Raw genomic sequence first — 19,089 nt, 5'->3', positions numbered from 1 at the left:
TATAAGAGTGAAACTTATACTTTCTTATATTTCCAAAAAGGAAGGCAAAAGCGCGATTGTTATGCACATATCGCCTCTCTTGCCCGTTCTCACAATTACTTCGCTTCGTTCATATTAGCTTTTGTGATTTTTTTGTAGGAAATCCAAACATATTTACCGTCCGTTACATCATAGCCAGTTGTTTCTTTGCTTGGTACTAGACCATTAGCAAGAGCTGCTGCTACGTTAGTCGTTGCTGCACCTTGGTTTTTCGCATCGTTTAGAACTGTTCCGAGAAGCGTGCCATCGCTAAGTGCTTGTAGAGCTGGAGCTGTTGCATCTACACCAACAACTGGAAGGAATTTGTTGTCTTTGAAGTACCCTTTTGCTTTCAAAGCTTCGATTGCGCCAAGCGCCATATCATCGTTGTTCGCAAGAACAGCTTCGATTTTGCTTTCACTGGAAGCTAGGAATGCTGCCATTTTCTCTTGACCTTTAACGCGGTCCCACATTGCTGTATCTTCTGCTACTTTTTCTACGCCCATACCAGCATCTGTAATCGCTTGGATGGAGAATTTCGTGCGAAGCTCAGCATCTTGGTGTCCTGGCTCGCCTTTAAGCATTACGTATTGGATTTTACCGTCTTTGTTTTTGTCAGCTTCTGGGTGAGCTTTGAAGTAGTCAACCAACAGTTGGCCTTCCATTGTTCCGGATTGCTCAGCTTTAGCGCCTACGTAGTAAACTTTATCCCATTTCTTCATGTCGTCAGCAAGCGGCTCACGGTTCAAGAAGACAACTGGAATGTTAGCTGTTTTGGCTTTGTCGATAATAACGCCAGCAGCTGTACGGTCAACTGCGTTAATCGCAAGTGCATTTACTTTTTTCGTGATGAAAAGGTCAACTTTATCATTTTGTGTTGGTTGGGAGTTTTGGCTGTCTACGATATCAACAGTCGCTTTATCTTTCGCTGCATCGGAGATCGCTGCACGAACACCAGACATGAACGTATCGTCAAATTTATAGATCGCAACACCGATTGTTGGTTTTTTACCAGCGGCTGGAGCTGTTGTTGCTGCTGCCCCTGCGGAAGCTGCTGGAGCGGTTGTTGTTGCTGGTGTTTCTGTTTTATTTCCACAACCTGCAACGGTTGCAACCAATGCGCCTGCTACGGCAAGTGTAAGTAATTTTTTCAAGATAAGACCCTCCCTAAAAGGTGTATTGTTTGTTTACATTCCTTACTATAATGGTTCAAAGAGCATAAACAAATGCAATATCCTCATATCTTCTATCGAAATTCTCATCACTTTATAAATGGAAATAGCAATTTTTGATTATCTGACCAGAACATATTACTAAGATCAATCGCCTTAATCCCAGTATCCACGCGCTTTTGCACCTTTTTACCCGCGACAGCTTCGACAGCACTTTTCACGCCTAAATAGCCGATGCTAAACGGGTTTTGAATAATCGTCGCTTGAATAATCCCCTCTTGCAGCAGCTCTAACTCCTCCGATGTACTATCAAACGTGATGATTTTCACCTTTTCCTGCAAATTCCTACTCTGAACCGCGCTGGCGACGCCAATCGAAGAAATTTCATTCAAGGCCACAATCCCATCCAACTCGGGATGCTTGTCGATGACAGTATGCGTCAGTTGGGCAGCGAGCTCCCGATCCGTCATGCTGTACACCTTATCGATGACCTGAACATCGGGATACTTCGATAATTCGTCCAGTAGGCCTTGCTCCCGAAGTTCTGTATTTCGCTCCCCTTGCTTAAAACTCACAATCGCAATTTGCCCACTCTTTCCGATCAGCTTGATCAATTGTCTACCTGCTAATTGACCCGCTTCATAGTTATTCGCGCCAATAAAGCTCTGCACGTTCTTCGTCTCGACCTCGGAGTCGATCGTAATGACAGGAATATGCTGCTTATACGCCTCATCTACAGAAGAAGACAACTCTTTATAATCATTGGCCGCCAAGACGATCGCATCTGGACTGCTCGAAATAGACTGCTCCATGAGGGCAATTTGCCCTTTTACATCGGCCTCATCGCCCGGTGCACGGAAGTCCAGCGTAACATCGAATTCTTTCGCCGCGACCTCTGCGCCCAGCTTTACCGTCTTCCAGTAGTCGCCTTCTTGACTGCGCAGCACTACCTCCAGATGCTTCTTCTGCTCGGTAGGTGTCGTTTCTACATTTTTGGTGCAGGAGGACAGCGAAAGAGCAGCAACGAGGACAGCGATCATCAGTATTAATCTCATCGTTCTATCCCCCTTCGTCGTCTAATATGGCTGGTATCGTAATCGTGACGATCGTTCCTTCCTCAAGCTCACTGCTAATATTCACACCATAGTCCATGCCAAAATAAAGCTGTATCCGCTCATGCACATTTCGCAGTCCGACACCTGAGCCTTTTTCACTCTTCACCTGACCGGACAAAATGCTCTTGAGCGTATCCTCCGACATGCCGACCCCATTATCTCGAATCTCGAAGAAAATCCTCCCTTTTTCCATCGTGACAGACAGCTCAATCAGCCCTTCGTCCACCATATATTCAATCCCGTGGTAGAGCGCATTTTCTACAAAAGGTTGGAGAATCAGTTTGAGCGTTTTGTAAGGAAGCACCTCTTCTGGAACACGGATTTCGTATTCAAACTTGTCCTTATAGCGCATTTTCTGGATGATCAAATAATTGCGAATATGCTCGATCTCTTCACCGATGGTAATAATATTTTTACCTTTGCTGAGCGAGATCCGGAAAAATTTCGACAGAGACGTTATCGTCGTCACAACTTCTTCGTTCCTACCGTTACCCACCATACGCACGACCGAATTGAGTGTATTGTATAAAAAATGCGGATTAATCTGTGATTGGAGTACCTCCAGCTCGTTCTTCCGCTTAATTTCCTGCTCCTCGATACTCTGGTCCATCAACTCCCTCACCCTGGAGACCATCAGATTGAAGCGCCGCGACAGCTGCTCGACCTCATCCGCCCCACGCACATGAATGTAGGTGTCAAAATGACCCTTCTCCACCATTTCCATCGACTTCTTGAGTCGTTTAATAGGCTGAGAAATACGCGCGGACATAAACGAGGAAATCAACAAAATAAAGAGAAGCACGATCACCAGCAGCCAAATCATGAATGTACTGATTTCCTTGCGCGTCGTTACCATTTCATCGAGGTAAGAGACCCCGATTATTTTCCATCCAATGTTATTGACTGTCCGCACTACGTTTAACCGCGACTCGCCATCGCTCACGTCCATATATTTGCCATACGAAAATTTGAGGGCTTGCTCCACATTCTCATACTTCAGCCCAATATAAATGAGCTGCTGCTGAGGGTGATACACAATGCTGCCCGCAGAATCGTCAATGATATAGACATAGCCCTTCTTCCCCAAAGAAACCGTACGGAATACGTCGTCAAGCGTCTTGAAATTGATATCCACCAAAATAACCGCATCCACCATTTGCCCATTCTGTTCGATCGTGACCCCTTTGCTCATGGAAACAACCCACTTGTAAGGATCCTTGAATAGGTTCTGGATATGCGGTAAGGAGAAGGTAAGATGGTTGGGGTTATCGAGGGCAGACTTAAACCACGACTGCTCGAGCAGCCGTGTATTTTTGCGCATCTCTGTTGTTGGCACCCCCGTAACCAGCCCGCCATCTGCGGTAAAAAGATGAATAGACACAATATCCTCTCGTGTACTGGCGATTGTGTCTAGCTGTTCGAGCAGCTTGTCCGATGGGATGCCGCGGCTTCTCGCTATTTTCGCATCCACGACCTCAAACGTATCGGACATGCCCTTGATATACTGCTCCAGGTTGAATTGAACCTGCTCAATGACCTGTGCCGTATTCAGAAAGGCGCTTTCCTCTGCCGTTTTGGCAAATTTATTATAAAGCACCAAGGAAACAATGAGCATGACCGTTACAGTAATAAGAATGAATGACATCGTAATTGTAAACTGAATACTTTTCACCCGCATCGTGTCGAGTATTACGTTATATAAAGCCTTTAGCAGCGTACTCACTCTGCGTTTCAAAGCAATTCTCCCCCTTTCCAGTTCCTACAGCCCTTTGGCACTGTTATTGCGATACTCCTTCGGGGAAACACCGACATTTTTGCGGAAAGAGAACGAAAAATAATTCGCATCCGCATAGCCCACCTTCTCGGCGATTTCCAGCGCTTTCATGTCCGTAGTGCGAAGGAGTTCTTTCGCTGCTTCCATCCGAATGTGGTTCAAATAGTTGACGAAGGTCATTTTCGTTTCTTTTTTGAAAATAGAACTGAAATATCCCGCGCTGATATGCAGATGTCCGCACACCTTGTTGATGTTGATATCACCCTCATGGAAATGGCTCTTCGTATAATCTTTGGCTAACTCGACCAAATTCTTGTACGTACATTGTCGGTCTGTTGCAATGTGATTCATCATACTCGCACATAACTCGGCCAACCAATGCTTCGCTTCCTCCAAGGACGTGAACTTATTAATCTCCGTAAAAGGAATAAAATTCTCGCCAAACACCTCGTCGACATTCAGACTCGAATCCTTCGCTGCTTTCAGAATACAGGTGAGAATTTCAAGCAAATAAATCTGATAATCCTTGACCGAAACGCCAGCCTCGACCCCCTGAAACAGCACATCAATCGTCTCTCGGATCTCTTGCATCGTACCTACCTTGATACACCGAGTCAACGCGTGTTCCTTAACATCGTCAAAACGAATTTTGTCAACGCTGCGCTTCTCCACATCATCAATATAGATCATCCGATTGCTGCCCAGAATAAGTCGATAGTCGAGGGAAAGTACCGCATCCTCATACGAATAGCTGATTTTCGTGACATCCTTCATCACACTGCCGATCCCAACGGTTAGCGTGAATTTCAAATATTTTTCCACACTCTGCCGAATTTCTTCCAGCACGCGCATCGTTTCCTGCAGCGCCGCTTCCTTATCTCTATTCTCTCTCGCAGCTAACAAGACAACCTGATCATTATGCATGAAAACAAGACCTAGCCCGCGTTTATTGGCGATTTCTTCCGTAATATTTAAGAGAGCAAAATATTTCAGCGCCTGATCTTCGGAATACTTCAATGAAAGTGACTTCGACAGTTCCCCTCGGTTCTCCGAATCCTCTTCTGAAATAAGGACCCCATCTATGCTCAAAACGGCCACGACATAGCTATTTCCGCCTAACTCAATCCCATAGTTCGCTGCCTTCTCAAACACCTCGTCACGCGGGAGCTTCCGGTTCATTAACGTCGCTAGGAAATTTTCCTTGAGCACAGGCATACTCTTGCGGTAATGCTCTTTGAGCAGCTGCACATCCTCGCGATGCGCAACCTCCTCCTGTACTTGGGCCTTCACCTTCAGTAAGGCATTCACCAGCTCCTGCGCGGAAAAAGGCTTCAGCACATATTCATCAATATGCAGCTTAATGGCCCGCTGCGCGTACTCAAATTCATCATGCCCCGTCAGAATGATGAGCTTAATCGTTGGAAAGCGCTCTCTAATTGCTTCAGCTAGCTGCAACCCGTTCATAAAAGGCATCTGTATATCCGTCACAACGACATCCGGCTGCAGCCGCTCGACCATCTCCAGCGCTTCTTTGCCATTCTCCGCCTTATCGACGACTTCAAAGCCAATGGCTTCCCAATTTATTTCACGGACGACACCTTCCCGCACATCCTCTTCATCATCCACTAACAACAGCTTGTACATGCCAGACCTCCTAGGCTCCCCCAATTTAGAAGCATCTTTCGTAACGTTACTAATTATCACCATCATTGTACTCACTGCCCGTCGAATATACAAATAGAATTGGAGGCTGTCCAAGGAAACAATGGTAAAAATCCCCTGTGAGGTGTTAAAATTGGAGGGGATATATGTAACACCTGACATACCACATAAACGGTGAACCCGCATGCCTAATCCAGCCTCTCTGACAACGAAAGGGAACCTCAGTGCGCTATTTCAGTAAATTACCCTATTTTTCTCCTGAAAGGGAACGAGGTTCCGCTATTTTACCATTAACAGAGGGTTTTCCCCTGTTTTTCGTTGGATAGAGGAACGACGTTCCGTTACGGGTCTTCAAAGTAACAAAATGGTCGAAATAGCGGAACGACGTTCCCTTTAACCAAACTTGTATCCTTTATCTAAGCTCATTTGCACCTTTACTGCTCCGCATCGTCAATTCATTCACATCATTCATCATTTAGGAGGTTAATCATTTGAATATCGCACATATTGGACATATCGCTTCCCTCATCAAAGAAAACGTAGGCCGCGTTATTATTGGTAAAAACGACACCGTCGAGCTCATGGTCATCGCACTGATCGCCTCTGGTCACGTACTGCTCGAAGATGTGCCTGGCACTGGCAAAACGCAGCTTGCCAAAGCGCTTGCCCGCTCCCTGGACGGCTCTATGAAGCGCATCCAGTTTACACCCGACTTGCTGCCTTCTGATGTAAGCGGCATCAATTTCTTCAACCAGAAGCTGGGCGAATTCGAATTCCGCCCAGGTCCGCTCTTCGCTCACATCGTGCTCGCCGATGAGATTAACCGCGCGACGCCGCGCACACAGTCCAGCTTGCTGGAGAGCATGGAGGAGCGTCAGGTCAGCATCGACGGGGAAACGCGCAAGCTGGAAGCGCCGTTCCTCGTCATTGCCACACAGAACCCTGTCGAGAATCAGGGGACCTTTCCCCTGCCGGAAGCGCAGCTCGACCGCTTCCTGATGAAGCTGTCCCTCGGCTATCCGACGGCAGCCGAGCAGGTCTTGATCTTGCAGCGCTACCAGCAGCAGGATCCGCTGGATGCGCTGCTGCCGGTCGTGAGCCGCGCGGAGCTGCTCGAAGCGCAGCGGCTCTTCACGCAGGTGCGCGTCGGCGACGAGCTGCTGCATTACATCGTGCAGCTCGCGGAAGCGACGCGCACGCATGCAGATGCGGCGCTCGGCGTCAGCCCGCGCGGGGTGCGCGCCTTGATGAAGGCGGCGCAGGTGTATGCGGCGCTGCGCGGCCGCGACTACGTGCTGCCAGACGACGTCAAAGCGCTGGTCGTGCCGATCTGGGCGCACCGCGTTCTGCTGCGCACGCGCTCGCGCCAACAGGATCAGCAAGTGCTTGCACTGCTGACCAGTGTACTTGCCACTACCCCCGTTCCTACGGAAGTGAAGCTGGGGTAACGATGAGCATAAGCTGGATTGTGATCATCGCTGCCCTTCTATTCTTCCTCCAGTTTCAGTTTTTTGCCCGCTGGGGGTTTCGCGGACTTCGCATTGAACGAACCTTTAATAAGGCGAATTGCCATGTCGGCGATGAACTTCTTATGATCGAAACGATCGTGAACCGCAAGCTCGCGCCCATTCCTTGGCTGCGCTTAGAATCAACGATTCATGCCGGTCTGCACTTTACGCAGATGAAGAATCTAGAAGTGAGCAGCGGCTCTCTTTTTCAAAACCATCGCAGTCTATTCAGCCTCATGCCCTATACCCGGATCGTGCGCCGTCACGGGGTGCATGCAGCTAAACGCGGCTGGTACAAGTTGGAAACGATTGCGGCAACGATGGGTGATTTCGTAGGCATGCAAGCAGCTTCTACTACGCATCGCATTCATGTGGAGCTGCTGGTGTATCCGCGTTTAGTTAATCATCATGACATCCCGATTCTGTCCAGTCGCTGGCAAGGGGACGTCACCGTGAAGCGATGGATTATGCCAGATCCGTTTCTCGTTTCTGGTGCAAGAGAGTATCGTTATGGCGATACGATGAACAGCATTCACTGGAAAGCAACGGCTCGGAGTGGGCGGCTTCAAGTCTACAACCGGGAGTTCACTGCTGATCCCAGACTGCTAATCGTCGTCAACAGCCAGGTCACAGAAACGATGTGGGATGCGGTCACTGACCCGGAGCTCGTGGAAAAAGCGCTCTCCTACGCAGCCACATTAGCCGAACATGCCGTAAGCCGAGGGGTTCCTGTTGGTTTTGGGTATAACGGATGGCTGCAGAATGAGCCAGGGGTTCCCGTTTATTGTGCGCCTGAAGGTGGCTGGGGGCATCTAACGCATCTGTTCCAAACGATGGCGAAGCTTGCGATTTCTTGTGCCCGCTCCTGTGAGGATTTTCTCGATTACGGGATCGAGGTGGAAGGTGAAGCGTTGGACATTATCTTGCTCACAGCCTTCGTTTCCGATGGGATGGCACGCAGCATTGAACGTTTAGAAACATTAGGACATTCCGTGTTCGTCGTGCCATTAGCGCATAACCTTCTCGACCTCAGCGATAAGGAGGTGGCTCTCTCCGATGCCCATGCCCTTGCCTAATCAAATAATGAATTCTCGGCCTAATCGTCTTTATCTTTTCCTACGTATATGCGGCTTTGCACTTTTATTCGCTTTCATCGAGCTTGTTATCTTTGCCCCGCTAGTTACGCTAGCTCAGGTCTATCTGTTCGATAGCTCACTCGTATTCACTTTTATACAACTACTGCTATGCTTCGTAATCGGCGCCTGCTTCGGGCAGTTGAAATGGCTGACGCGGAAAGGCTATGAGTTCCTTGTCTGTGTCGCTGTAGGTTATGGTTTATCCTATTTATTTCAAATGAACACGTTGCATATCGCTGTCAGTACGGTAATTGGAGCCCTACTCGTCTATCGGGGCATACGGTACACCAAAGACGGTTGGCTGTCGCTCTACTCACCTGGGGTTTTCGTAATCTCTGGGGTGATGTACGTTATCGGGGTTCCGATTATGGGACGCATAGACCTAATGCAGCCTTATAAAATAGCCCTAAACGGACTTGGCTTCGGTACCTTGATCCTCTTCTTCTTTATTACGAATCGTGCACAACTCCTGATCGCTACCCTAGCGGGAAATGATCATGCTGCCGCTTCGTCACTGTCCCAAACCGTGAAACGCTCCAGTCGCGTATGGCTCTTCGGCTTTATTGCCGTTATCGCTGCGGTCGCTTACTTTCAACAAGTGAAACAAGGTCTCATTCCCCTTCTACATGGGATCATGGCTTGGCTGCTGGGATTGATGTCATCCGAAGCACCACCTGGTGTACCTGAAGCCAGCCCTTCGGCACCGCCTCCTATGGAGCTCCCGCCAGCTACGCCTCATGAACCGGGATGGTTTGGTATTCTCATGCATTATGTTGTTCAGATTATTGGCTATATCCTTGTCATTGCACTCGTGCTTGGCTGTATCTACCTCCTCCTGATGAAGCTTGCGCCAGCTCTCCTCTCGCTTATTCGTCGCTTTTGGAAGCAGTCCCTGCGTCGTCAGCAAGGGGATACAACCGAAGGCTACACAGATGAGAAAGAAGCCCTTCTCGACTGGAGAGAGCTTCCGAACCTGTGGTGGCGCAAAGCAAGTTCTAAACTGTGGCCAACGTCGGCTCACGAGCCTTCTTGGTCACAACTACCGAATAATGAGGAGCGCATCCGCTTCCTCTACCGATTGTTAATTGGGCAGGCGGGTAAGCGTGGCTACATCTTCAAGAGATCGTTAACCCCCAACGAAACAGGCTGGGAGCTCACGCATCAAACACAGCTCGCAGAAGCTTCGGTTCACGCGCTTACCACTGCTTATAATCGGGTGCGATACGGACGAGAGACGGTTTCAGACGAGCAGCTTGCTCAGGTACTCCAAACCATCGATCTGAGCATACGCAGCCAGCTAAAATAAGACCGATGCGCTTCTTGCACATTGCTCCATCAATAATAAAGGTATCCATGGGGTCTTCCTTTTGGATACCTTTTATTTGCATGATTCCCTCATTCTCCGCATGACTTAATTAATCATGTTAAAAGAATACTTCTGGATACACCAACTCACCTTTAATCTCAAAACCACATCTTCCCGCTTGCTTGAACCGGATTCGGGAATTTTCCTCCATTACTTAAACAAGCCTAACGAGAATTTTTTACCATACTGTTACCATATAGCACAATAAACAAGCTATTTTCTTTGCTATGAAAGCATTTTGAAAATAAATGTCACATATTTTCAAAAATTCGCATATACATAATTGTTTGAATACATTCGATTGAGGTGGTTTTGAGATGTTAGCATTAAAAACCGGTTCTGAAAAAGAAGAAGTGCTTCACACGCTTTACGAAATGGGCTTGGATCAAATCGCCAGATGGATCCTCGTATTACCTGAAGACAGGTGGGAAAGCATGTTCCTCTCAACATGGCCAACACTTGCCAAAAAATGCGGCTTTCACAGATAGCTGCTTTTACATACAGAGAGGTGGATAAGTAAAGAAAATAATTTGAAACGCTCTACACCATTTGGGTGCAGAGCGTTATTTGTTTTTTATTCTCTCTCTATCACACGTGCAACTTTATGAAGACACGTCTTACATTTGCCTTCCAGCACAATTCCTAATTTCTCCAGATTCACCGAATAGTCGATGATCGTCGTTTCCCCCCTGCAATTCCCGCAAAAAACATTCGATAACAGACGCGTGCGAAAGGTTTCCGGAATCGCAAGCCATTCTTTCATCGCTGCAAATGATTGCACATTATTCTTATTACTCACGGGACGACCACCTCTTCAATTTCGGAATATTTCTTGTGAATAGTCCGGTAAGAAACCGTGGGAAACCAAACTCCACCAGCTTCGACTTTACCCTATCCTTCATCTGCTCAACCGTTAAATCCGGTAAAGTAAATTCACCGTCCTGATAGCAATGACTGCAATACATCTTGCTCTTAATACCCGACTTCTCGGTACCGCCGCCTTGCTCATCACGAGCGAGAGGCATCCCGCAACTTTGGCAGTTCTTGTATGTAGCGTCCATTTCCATCCGATCCCCCTAAAGCTTTTCCTTTAATCATACCAACTTAACATACAAAAGCAACATGAAATGCCAAGAAATGCTATGTACACTGTGCTCAAGCGCTTTCATTAAAGGATTGTTACTATGCTGAAGAGAATCTAGTATAGACATCTTTAAATACAACGTAAAGCTAATTACGATGCTAGTTTTACTTACGTATACATGAAGGAGGATCTCCCGTTTGAAGCCTGTCACTGTGAAAGACTTAGTTGAACGCTTTTCGCTCGAAATTCTCGCTGGCCATTCGGAGCTCCACCGCCCTATCACCAAAACGAAGGCACACCGCCCTGGGCTCGAATTTGTCGGCTATTTTGAATATTTCCCACAAGCACATGTCCAGCTATTAGGTCGTAAAGAAATTACCTACTTGCATAAGCTCAGCGAAAATGAAAGAAATTTGCACATTGGTAATATTGTGAAATATCATCCGCCTTGTTTTGTCGTAACACGAAATCAGGAAGGCTTGAAATACTTAAAGAAATACTGCGAAGAAGAGAAAATTCCCCTTCTCCGTACCAGCTCACCTACAAGTAAATTTCAGGACTTAGTTGATTTATATTTGAGTAAATCGCTTGCTCAGGAGATTGCCGTCCACGGCGTCTGCGTCAATGTTTCGGGGATCGGCATCCTGCTGCGCGGGAAATCCGGCGTTGGCAAAAGCGAAACAGCCCACACGCTCATCCGCAGAGGACATCGCCTTGTGGCTGATGATATTGTCGTGCTGAAGAAAATCAGCCCCGAAACCTTGCTAGGTACGCACAATGGCAAAACGAAGGAATTCCTCGCACTGCGCAGCGTTGGACTCATCAATGTCTCACGGCTTTACGGCCGCAAGGCTTTCCAAGATGAAACACGTATCGTACTCGATATCGAGCTTACAAAGTGGCAGGAGCATGCGCTCCATAATGATCTGGAGCTTGAACCTACGTTCACCGACTATATGGATATTTCTATTCCACATATTGAAATCCAGTTACAGCCCGGACGCGACGTTGCCGGCCTCATTGAAGCCGCCGCCAACAATTGGTATTTGCGTCAGCAAGGCTACAGCGCAGTTGAAGAATTCATGCAGCGCCTGCAGTCGGACACCGACTAGTCTGCCTATCTTTAGCTATGTAGATTATCATGTACCCTCCTAAAACCTCCCTTCGCCTCGAAAGCTGTTAGCGGAGGTGTTTCAAATGTTTAAACGAATGAAACTAACAATCATTGCAATTGCTTTACCAGCTCTGATGCTCTGTGGTTGGACCGCTTATGCCACAACGTCATCCAGCACAGCTACGTCAACAACCATCAATGGCAAGCTAACAACCATGACGGCGGATGCGATTACTTTACATACGGAGTCTGGTGATCAGACTATTCCATTAGCTTCATCCGTCTGGGTGTATCTCAACGATCAGAAGGCTCAGCCCAGTGATTTGCGAACTGGGAATGAGATTGAAGTCATTCTGAATAACAAGAAACAGGCGGCTTATGTGAAGGGAACTTCAGAAACCGCGGTCGCTTCGAAAACAGAAACAGAACCCCAGGTAACTCCTATTCCAAGCGAGCTCCCTGTCATGGCAGCACCAAGCATACCTGCTCAACCAACTTCTACGCCTACAAAGACCAAGGATAGTGCTCCAAATGTGACACCGCCAGGTGGTCATACTGACTTGGAGGATATAGATGTAAGCGGGGATGGACAGCACTTTAACCTTCACATCAAACAATCAAAGGGATCTCATGGACCTGAGTTTGATCTGAAGATCCAGTCACCGCATGCAGGCAACATTCATCTTACGGGTTCTCAAGCTCAAGACTGGATCTCTAAATTGCTTGGCTCTATTGATCTCAACGCATCCAATGCTAGACAGGTGCTGGCACAGCAGCTAGCCAAACAGTACGCCCTAGATGGGGATAAGTTGAACATTCATTTAAAAATCAATTCCGATGAAAAAGAAGAAGATCGAAAAGATGTTCAAACAGAAAATCAAAAGGAAAAAAATACAGAAAAAGAAAAAGATAGAGCAAAGAACGAGAAGAAACATGGGAACAACAACAACAACAACAAACATGACTAACTAGAATAAAATGAAGCCCTCGCTCTCCTTAACGGATTACGAGGGCTTCATTCTGTTTACTTTTGTTTCCCTTTACCATGCCCATGTCCTTGTTCTGCTTGCTTTCTCAGCTCCTTGTCTGTCTTCGCTGATGCTTCTGCGGATTGAGACTGAGCAGGCGAGTTTTCATTCTGAAGTCCCTCCATCACACTCACCGGAATGTCGAATGGAATCACCGGTGTCTGAGCTAATGCACGGCTCATCATTTCACGGAATAATACCGCTGGGACCGCACCGCCCGAGGTAGTTAAATAATGTGTCGCATCCGTTCGGTCATAGCCGACCCATACTGCTGCCGTCAACTCCGGCGTATAGCCGACGAACCAAGCATCCTTGGCACTTCCGCTGCCGATCCTCTCAAATTCCTTCGTCGCTGGCAGCTGTGTGGTACCCGATTTGCCCGCTACAGGACGGTTCATGGTTGCATTCTTCCCTGTTCCTTGCGCTACTGCGGTCTGCAGCATCGAAGTCATGGCATCCGCTGTTTCAGCTCGCATCACAGGGACACCCTTCGATTTCGCTTGTACGAGTAGATGGCCATCGTTGGTCTCGATTTTCGAGATCGTATGTGCAGGATACAATACACCTTTAGCTGCAAAAGTACTAAAGGCTTGCGCCATTTGCAGCGGAGATACTCCCTCCGAAAGCCCGCCAAGCGCGATACCCAATTGTCGATCTTGTGCGGGTAAGGATATGCCCAAAGACTTCGCAAACTTCAAGCCATTGTCGATACCTATCTCATGTAGTAGCCAGACCGCAGGTATATTCCAGGACGATGTGATGGCATCTTGCATCGATACTTGCCCCCTAGATTGGTGATCCCAATCTTGAGGCTGGTATCCTTCGATATTCAGCGGACCATCAAATAACATAGAGGACGGCTTATATCCTAGTTCCAAAGCAGGTCCATACACAGCGATAGGCTTAAAGGTTGATCCTGGTTGTCTTTTTAACTGGGTAGCATGGCTGAAGCCCCGAAATACCCCCTCTCCGCGTCCACCAGTTAGTGCCCTAACTCCGCCTGTTTTCTGGTCCACAATAACAGCCCCGCTTTGAATAAGCTGATCTGGCTTGCTTGCGGGGAACAAACTGTTATCGTTATAAACATCTATGACTGCCTTTTGTACCGCAGGATCAAGCTCTGTGGTGATACGCAAGCCGCCTGTCAGCAACTGCTCCTCCGTAAAGCCATAGAGGTTGACGGCCTCCTCGATAACAGCATCGACATAGGCGCGATTTTGACCTTTAGCCTCATTCGTGTTTTCCGTTTTCACTACCCCTAGCGCTGAAGCTGCTGCTTTCTCATAAGCTTGTGGAGATATTTTACCTTCCTCCTGCATCAGCTTTAGGACGGTATTCCTTCTCTCCAGCGCCTGTTCTTCATTCTGGAAAGGTGAATAGTGGCTTGGTGCCTTCGGCAGCGCAGCCAGTACCGCCGCTTCTGACAGGGTGAGGTCTTTCACATTTTTATTAAAATAGGTTTTCGACGCCCCCTGTACCCCCCAGCTGCCTTCTCCGAAATAAATCTTGTTGAGATACATTTCCAAAATGTCATTCTTGCTGTAGGAAGTCTCTATTTTGATGGCATAAGCGGCTTCCCTCAGTTTACGTCCTACCGTTTTATCCGCTGTCAGAAAGAGATTTCGAGCTAGCTGCTGAGTAATCGTACTAGCTCCCTCGGAATAGCTTCCTTTCAGCACGTCACGCGCGACAGCGCGGAAGATGGATTTTACATCAACGCCCTTATGCTCAAAGAACCGTCTATCCTCCACGGCGACAATCGCATCTACGAGCACCTGCGGGATTTCATCAAAAGTGACTGCATTGATCTTTGACGCAGATAGTTGAGAAGCAACTTGACCGTTCTTATCGAGCACAATGGATGCCTCGGGAAGCGGCTGATTCAACAGAGATACATCTAGTCCTTTTATGTAGAAATAACTCATTAGCACCATACTCACACTGAGAATCAGGACGATGCCCGCACACGCTTGCCACAAGCGTCGAGGTATTGCCTTTAATTTAAACATGTTAATTTCCTCCTAACGTACCTCATAGCTATTCGTACTATATAGCCAATAAGTGACGTACTGGGAGCAATTAACACAAAAAAACCTTCATCCCCACAAATAGGGTGAAGGCTTATTACCTTAAGCTATCGACGTCGGCGCCCCAAAAACACTCGTATACCCGCTAATCCCGCTCAGTATCCGCTCGACTTCGTCCTTATTCATCGTGCCGTAGCGTTCCACTGCATTCACGATTTTCGGGAATAAATGCACATCTCCCGCACTCGCGAACCCGCATACACTAGGGAACGATAGCACAAAATGCACACAAGCATCGATAATCTCCTGCTGATCGAACGGCTCATACCACGTCGCATAGGGACGCTCTGCTCCTTCTATCCAAGGCGCTTTCGCAATAGCTTTAATAACCCGAATCGCCGTCTGCTGCTTATTCGCTTCTTCCATCAGGCCATCAACTGCCTCACGATACTCTGGCAACCCGTACATATAGTAATTCAGTGGAAAAAGGATAGTAGCGAATGGAAACCTGCGCAAGGCTTCCAAATGAACCGCCGGCGCCTCATGCCCATGGCCTGTGATCCCGATCTCTTTCACAATACCTTCGCTTTGCGCTTCTAAAGCCGCTTCCAACGCCCCTCCTTTTGCCGTGCAGCGATCTAATTCCGCCATACATCCCACCGCATGCAGTTGGAGCAGGTCAACCGTGTCCACTTTCATCCGTTCCAAGGAGCGATAAATCTCTTCTTTGGCTTCTTTCTTGGTTCTTTGCCCTGTTTTTGTAGCTAAAAAAATATCATTTCGCACCCGGCTAATCGTCGGGCCCATCCGGATCTCCGCATCGCCATAGCTGGCCGCTGTATCAAAATGATCCACGCCATGCGCCAACGCGAAGGCGATCGAGGCATCTGCCTCTTCCTGTGTTACCTGCCCGAGACTAGCTGCGCCAAACATCACAACAGAGGTTTCCTTATTCAAACGTCCCATCTTTCGTGTCAACATCACTGAATGGCCCCTTTATCGTTCAAATTTGTGTTCATTCATACCTAGATGAGTAGAACATCAATCTTCTGAATCCGTCATGATCGATCGTAAAGAGTCCAGCACATCCCTAACGGATGATGAATCTGATAATGTTTCCATTGCATCTAGTAATCGTTGTTGCTTCTCCATCAGAATTTGATGCTGCTCGTACAATCGCATGTTGCTGATCGCAACGCTGGCCATATTCACGAATGCATCCGTCGTGTCTAATTGCCCCTGCGTAATATGCATGTGTTTACCGAAATCATGCACGAAAACAAGTCCAAACACCTCATTGTCTACGATGACGGGATAACCTAGGATAGACTTGATTTTTAATAATTGCCGCTTCATTTGATCCAATCGCAAATCAATACTCGTATCTGAGATATATTCGCTAGCTTGTTTACGCAGAATATCCCTCACAAACTCGTCTTTACTAGGGTCGATGACTAGTTCTCGAATATCTGCAGGTAATTTATTACTCGTATATCCTTGAAAAGTGCCATCAGACTGCTTCAGAAAAAAGCCCACCAAATCTGCCTGTGTAATCTCCTCTGCAATCGCATCCACGAAAGCCTGCAGTAGTTCTGGCATGGTATGTTGAGAATTTATGATTTTTGTCAATTGAAATAACGTTTGGAAACTTCGCAGCCCCAAGTCCATCTTTCACTCATTCTCCTTTATTAACAAAATTATTTCCGTTGAAACCTTATTCTATCGAGATCTGTTTCATTTGTTTCCTAAGGTTAACCTGCAACCAACCAGCTGCTAGGAGCAAAGAGCATCCTGTTAGCAAAAATACCGAATGAATCCCAATCCATCCACCTAAAAACCCACCAATCAAAGGACCGATCATCATCCCCAATTGATTCGACGTTTGGTTTAGACTCATCGCTCGGCCTCGGAAATCCGCGTCCGAATTTTTAACAATGAGTGCATTTAGTGCCGGGTAGACCGCAGCAAAAAATAACCCATAACTGAATCGAAGCACACCGAAAGCAATCAGATTATGTGCAGTTAACTGCAACAGATTTCCTATACCGCCGCCAATTAAGCCAATGAGCAGTGTTTTGTCGTATCCGATGCGTTGCCCGATAATACCCCATCTTGATCCCATGATAACGGTAGCAACGCCGACAGCCGAGAAGATAATACCCGAGCTCAGCGATGCTCCTTTGGCACTTCCGCCGATTTGGACAACATAAATAGTCAGCAACGGTTCCAAAATCATCACGGAGGTTGCAACCAATAAGGTTAATCCAAAAATGGATAATAATCTTCTATTAGCTGTAGCTTGCTTAATGTCCTGCAGGACACTTGGACGTGCTCCCGCTTTCTTCTGATGCACTTCCTTCACACCAACGACAGCGATCACCGCCGAAATGAGTACAATGAAACCGGATGCGAGGAAACACTCTCGTGTTCCTACCCAATGACTGAGCATGCCTCCTAACAGGGGGCCTAGAATGCTTCCAGCAGCCGTCGCCGTTGACATGACACTCAGTGCATAACCCACATGCTTCTCTGGTGTATTCGTACTGACTAGAGCCATCGACGCTGGAATATAACCCGCCATAAGTCCTTGGAGAACACGAACGACAATAAATGTATAGGGATCATTCACGAAATAGTTAAGAAAATAAACAGCACTCAAGCTTAGGCCTGAGCGAAGCAGCATTGGCTTTCGTCCATATTTATCTGCTAGTGAGCCCCAATAAGGTGCAATTAACGCGCTCGCCAGAAAGCTCACCGAAAATGTAATCCCCGACCAAGCCTCCAAACCGCTATGTATACCTAAATCTTCTTGTAAAAAAATTGGGATAAACGGGATTGAGAGTGTATACGCCATCGCGCAAAAGAATGCTCCAATCCATAAAATAAATAGATTCCTTCTCCAGCGTAGTTCCATGATGTAACCTCCTCTTCCCTGTCTACTATACACCAATGGAAACTTGAAGCCCAGAAAATAGTAAATGAAGATGAGAAAAACCTCTGTCAACGTCATCCAAAGACGAGCGACCGCGTGTTGAGGTAGGTTTTATCTTAACGCCAATCAGACAGAAAGCCGCTTTCGATAAGCGAAAACTTATACGATCTTATCTGGAAAATGAAAAAAGCATAGACTCTATCAGCATGAAGCTGATTGTCTATGCTTTCTTACTTGATCGGGACGACACGATTTGAACATGCGACCCCCTGCTCCCAAAGCAGGTGCTCTACCAAGCTGAGCTACGTCCCGATACGATTGTAATAAAAAATGGCGCGCCCTGAGAGATTCGAACTCCCGACCTTTTGATTCGTAGTCAAATACTCTATCCAGCTGAGCTAAGGGCGCTTACTAAAATGGAGCGGAAGACGGGGATCGAACCCGCGACCCTCGCCTTGGCAAGGCGATGCTCTACCGCTGAGCCACTTCCGCATAGGGATCCCCAAGCCGTAAGATACGACTTGGGGATGTTTGATGCGCGTAGAGGGACTTGAACCCCCACGGTCGCCCGCTAGATCCTAAGTCTAGTGCGTCTGCCAATTCCGCCATACGCGCATGCTGTAAAATAAGGCAAATGGTGAGTCATGTAGGATTCGAACCTACGACACCCTGATTAAAAGTCAGGTGCTCTACCAACTGAGCTAATGACTCGCATCATTGGTTGCGGGGGCAGGATTTGAACCTGCGGCCTTCGGGTTATGAGCCCGACGAGCTACCGGGCTGCTCCACCCCGCGTCATAGATTAAAGTACCCGTATCAGAGAGACTTTTGACTACGTCAAAAGATTCCTATATATGGTAACTGCTTGGCAACGTTCTACTCTCCCAGAACCCTGCGGTTCAAGTACCATCGACGCTGGAGGGCTTAACGGTCGTGTTCGAGATGGGAACGCGTGGATCCCCTCCGCCATCATCACCAAACAGTCAAAGCGTTTGTTTGCGCCTTGAAAACTAGATACGAAACTTGCGTAAAGTTAGGTTTACTTAGGAATTTTGGTTAAGCCCTCGACCGATTAGTATTCGTCAGCTGCATACGTTGCCGCACTTCCACCTCGAACCTATCAACCTCGTCGTCTACAAGGGGTCTTACATAC

16 protein-coding genes, 6 tRNA genes and 2 rRNA genes are annotated in these 19,089 nt (G+C 47.4%); 6 read left to right on the top strand and 18 right to left on the bottom strand.

The features are described 5' to 3' along the window. Positions 1 to 95: 95 nt before the first annotated feature. From AC58P7_RS31195 to AC58P7_RS31180, 4 genes are all read right to left on the bottom strand, one after another. On the bottom strand, positions 96 to 1,172 hold the full coding sequence (locus AC58P7_RS31195) for a galactose ABC transporter substrate-binding protein (RefSeq protein ID WP_497349933.1): 1,077 nt from the start codon (positions 1,170 to 1,172) through the stop codon (positions 96 to 98). 107 nt (positions 1,173 to 1,279) lie between these two features. Next, positions 1,280 to 2,245 carry a substrate-binding domain-containing protein gene (locus AC58P7_RS31190; protein ID WP_497349931.1) on the bottom strand — a complete coding sequence of 322 codons (966 nt, stop codon included), beginning with the start codon at positions 2,243 to 2,245 and terminating at the stop codon, positions 1,280 to 1,282. Between the two features lie 4 nt (positions 2,246 to 2,249). Further along, complete coding sequence (locus AC58P7_RS31185; protein WP_497349979.1) at positions 2,250 to 3,983, bottom strand: sensor histidine kinase family protein; 1,734 nt, start codon at positions 3,981 to 3,983, stop codon at positions 2,250 to 2,252. An 81-nt stretch (positions 3,984 to 4,064) separates the two neighbouring features. After that, positions 4,065 to 5,723, bottom strand: a complete 1,659-nt coding sequence (locus AC58P7_RS31180) for a response regulator (protein ID WP_497349929.1) — start codon at positions 5,721 to 5,723, stop codon at positions 4,065 to 4,067. Positions 5,724 to 6,232: 509 nt separating this feature from the next. On the opposite strand from AC58P7_RS31180, the gene AC58P7_RS31175 reads away from it, so the two are divergent. The 4 genes from AC58P7_RS31175 to AC58P7_RS31160 all read left to right on the top strand — a co-directional run bounded on the left by AC58P7_RS31175 (position 6,233) and on the right by AC58P7_RS31160 (position 10,239). Next, on the top strand, positions 6,233 to 7,189 hold the full coding sequence (locus AC58P7_RS31175) for an AAA family ATPase (RefSeq protein ID WP_497349927.1): 957 nt from the start codon (positions 6,233 to 6,235) through the stop codon (positions 7,187 to 7,189). 2 nt (positions 7,190 to 7,191) lie between these two features. Beyond that, positions 7,192 to 8,325, top strand: coding sequence for a DUF58 domain-containing protein (locus tag AC58P7_RS31170; RefSeq protein ID WP_497349925.1), 1,134 nt, complete (start codon positions 7,192 to 7,194; stop codon positions 8,323 to 8,325). Then, positions 8,306 to 9,691, top strand: coding sequence for a DUF4129 domain-containing protein (locus AC58P7_RS31165; RefSeq protein ID WP_497349923.1), 1,386 nt, complete (start codon positions 8,306 to 8,308; stop codon positions 9,689 to 9,691). The genes AC58P7_RS31170 and AC58P7_RS31165 overlap by 20 nt, the downstream gene beginning before the upstream one ends. A gap of 377 nt (positions 9,692 to 10,068) precedes the next feature. Further along, positions 10,069 to 10,239 (top strand): hypothetical protein, encoded by a 171-nt coding sequence (locus AC58P7_RS31160; RefSeq protein WP_155993910.1) that lies wholly within the window; start codon positions 10,069 to 10,071, stop codon positions 10,237 to 10,239. A gap of 86 nt (positions 10,240 to 10,325) precedes the next feature. Here the strand turns inward: AC58P7_RS31160 and AC58P7_RS31155 are convergent, their stop codons facing one another. Together AC58P7_RS31155 and AC58P7_RS31150 are read right to left on the bottom strand one after the other, a co-directional pair. Beyond that, complete coding sequence (locus tag AC58P7_RS31155; protein WP_497349921.1) at positions 10,326 to 10,550, bottom strand: hypothetical protein; 225 nt, start codon at positions 10,548 to 10,550, stop codon at positions 10,326 to 10,328. Beyond that, positions 10,543 to 10,812 carry a zinc ribbon domain-containing protein gene (locus AC58P7_RS31150; protein WP_497349919.1) on the bottom strand — a complete coding sequence of 90 codons (270 nt, stop codon included), beginning with the start codon at positions 10,810 to 10,812 and terminating at the stop codon, positions 10,543 to 10,545. Before AC58P7_RS31150 ends, AC58P7_RS31155 begins: the two co-directional genes overlap by 8 nt. A 220-nt stretch (positions 10,813 to 11,032) precedes the next feature. Between AC58P7_RS31150 and hprK the strand changes: the two genes are divergently transcribed. Both hprK and AC58P7_RS31140 read left to right on the top strand, forming a co-directional pair. Then, the gene (hprK, locus tag AC58P7_RS31145) at positions 11,033 to 11,947 is read left to right on the top strand and encodes an HPr(Ser) kinase/phosphatase (RefSeq protein WP_497349917.1); all 915 of its coding nucleotides are present in this window, start codon (positions 11,033 to 11,035) and stop codon (positions 11,945 to 11,947) included. 85 nt (positions 11,948 to 12,032) lie between these two features. Continuing rightward, on the top strand, positions 12,033 to 12,917 hold the full coding sequence (locus AC58P7_RS31140) for a hypothetical protein (RefSeq protein WP_497349915.1): 885 nt from the start codon (positions 12,033 to 12,035) through the stop codon (positions 12,915 to 12,917). Positions 12,918 to 12,973: 56 nt separating this feature from the next. On the opposite strand, the gene AC58P7_RS31135 is transcribed toward AC58P7_RS31140, so the two are convergent. The 12 genes from AC58P7_RS31135 to AC58P7_RS31080 form a co-directional block, all read right to left on the bottom strand. Beyond that, positions 12,974 to 14,986 carry a transglycosylase domain-containing protein gene (locus tag AC58P7_RS31135; protein WP_497349913.1) on the bottom strand — a complete coding sequence of 671 codons (2,013 nt, stop codon included), beginning with the start codon at positions 14,984 to 14,986 and terminating at the stop codon, positions 12,974 to 12,976. A gap of 120 nt (positions 14,987 to 15,106) precedes the next feature. Further along, positions 15,107 to 15,985 (bottom strand): aldo/keto reductase, encoded by an 879-nt coding sequence (locus AC58P7_RS31130; protein WP_497349911.1) that lies wholly within the window; start codon positions 15,983 to 15,985, stop codon positions 15,107 to 15,109. 60 nt (positions 15,986 to 16,045) lie between these two features. Next, positions 16,046 to 16,633 (bottom strand): GAF domain-containing protein, encoded by a 588-nt coding sequence (locus tag AC58P7_RS31125; RefSeq protein ID WP_497349909.1) that lies wholly within the window; start codon positions 16,631 to 16,633, stop codon positions 16,046 to 16,048. 85 nt (positions 16,634 to 16,718) lie between these two features. Then, a complete protein-coding gene (locus AC58P7_RS31120) occupies positions 16,719 to 17,918 on the bottom strand; it encodes an MFS transporter (RefSeq protein ID WP_497349907.1) in 1,200 nt (399 codons plus the stop codon). 256 nt (positions 17,919 to 18,174) lie between these two features. Next, a tRNA-Pro gene (locus tag AC58P7_RS31115) sits at positions 18,175 to 18,248 on the bottom strand. Positions 18,249 to 18,267: 19 nt separating this feature from the next. Continuing rightward, positions 18,268 to 18,344, bottom strand: a tRNA-Arg gene (locus tag AC58P7_RS31110). Between the two features lie 9 nt (positions 18,345 to 18,353). Beyond that, positions 18,354 to 18,428, bottom strand: a tRNA-Gly gene (locus tag AC58P7_RS31105). A gap of 43 nt (positions 18,429 to 18,471) precedes the next feature. After that, positions 18,472 to 18,551: transfer RNA gene (locus AC58P7_RS31100), tRNA-Leu, on the bottom strand. Between the two features lie 20 nt (positions 18,552 to 18,571). Further along, positions 18,572 to 18,647 (bottom strand) — tRNA-Lys (locus tag AC58P7_RS31095). A 7-nt stretch (positions 18,648 to 18,654) separates the two neighbouring features. Next, positions 18,655 to 18,731, bottom strand: a tRNA-Met gene (locus AC58P7_RS31090). 68 nt (positions 18,732 to 18,799) lie between these two features. After that, positions 18,800 to 18,916, bottom strand: a 5S ribosomal RNA gene (rrf, locus tag AC58P7_RS31085). 72 nt (positions 18,917 to 18,988) lie between these two features. Beyond that, positions 18,989 to 19,089, bottom strand: a 23S ribosomal RNA gene (locus AC58P7_RS31080); the annotation flags it as partial.

The sequence above is a fragment of the Paenibacillus sp. J22FR5 genome (genome assembly GCF_059691975.1).
This window is presented reverse-complemented; position numbering and strand designations above follow the sequence as displayed.

Bases quoted from the DNA above. Each gene is read 5' to 3' on its own strand.
- AC58P7_RS31165 (WP_497349923.1), top strand. From the start codon at position 8,306: ATGCCCATGCCCTTGCCTAATCAAATAATGAATTCTCGGCCTAATCGT.
- AC58P7_RS31180 (WP_497349929.1), bottom strand. From the start codon at position 5,723: ATGTACAAGCTGTTGTTAGTGGATGATGAAGAGGATGTGCGGGAAGGT.
- AC58P7_RS31185 (WP_497349979.1), bottom strand. From the start codon at position 3,983: ATGCGGGTGAAAAGTATTCAGTTTACAATTACGATGTCATTCATTCTT.
- AC58P7_RS31150 (WP_497349919.1), bottom strand. From the start codon at position 10,812: ATGGACGCTACATACAAGAACTGCCAAAGTTGCGGGATGCCTCTCGCT.
- AC58P7_RS31160 (WP_155993910.1), top strand. From the start codon at position 10,069: ATGTTAGCATTAAAAACCGGTTCTGAAAAAGAAGAAGTGCTTCACACG.
- AC58P7_RS31130 (WP_497349911.1), bottom strand. From the start codon at position 15,985: ATGTTGACACGAAAGATGGGACGTTTGAATAAGGAAACCTCTGTTGTG.
- AC58P7_RS31170 (WP_497349925.1), top strand. From the start codon at position 7,192: ATGAGCATAAGCTGGATTGTGATCATCGCTGCCCTTCTATTCTTCCTC.
- AC58P7_RS31190 (WP_497349931.1), bottom strand. From the start codon at position 2,245: ATGAGATTAATACTGATGATCGCTGTCCTCGTTGCTGCTCTTTCGCTG.
- AC58P7_RS31135 (WP_497349913.1), bottom strand. From the start codon at position 14,986: ATGTTTAAATTAAAGGCAATACCTCGACGCTTGTGGCAAGCGTGTGCG.
- AC58P7_RS31120 (WP_497349907.1), bottom strand. From the start codon at position 17,918: ATGGAACTACGCTGGAGAAGGAATCTATTTATTTTATGGATTGGAGCA.
- AC58P7_RS31140 (WP_497349915.1), top strand. From the start codon at position 12,033: ATGTTTAAACGAATGAAACTAACAATCATTGCAATTGCTTTACCAGCT.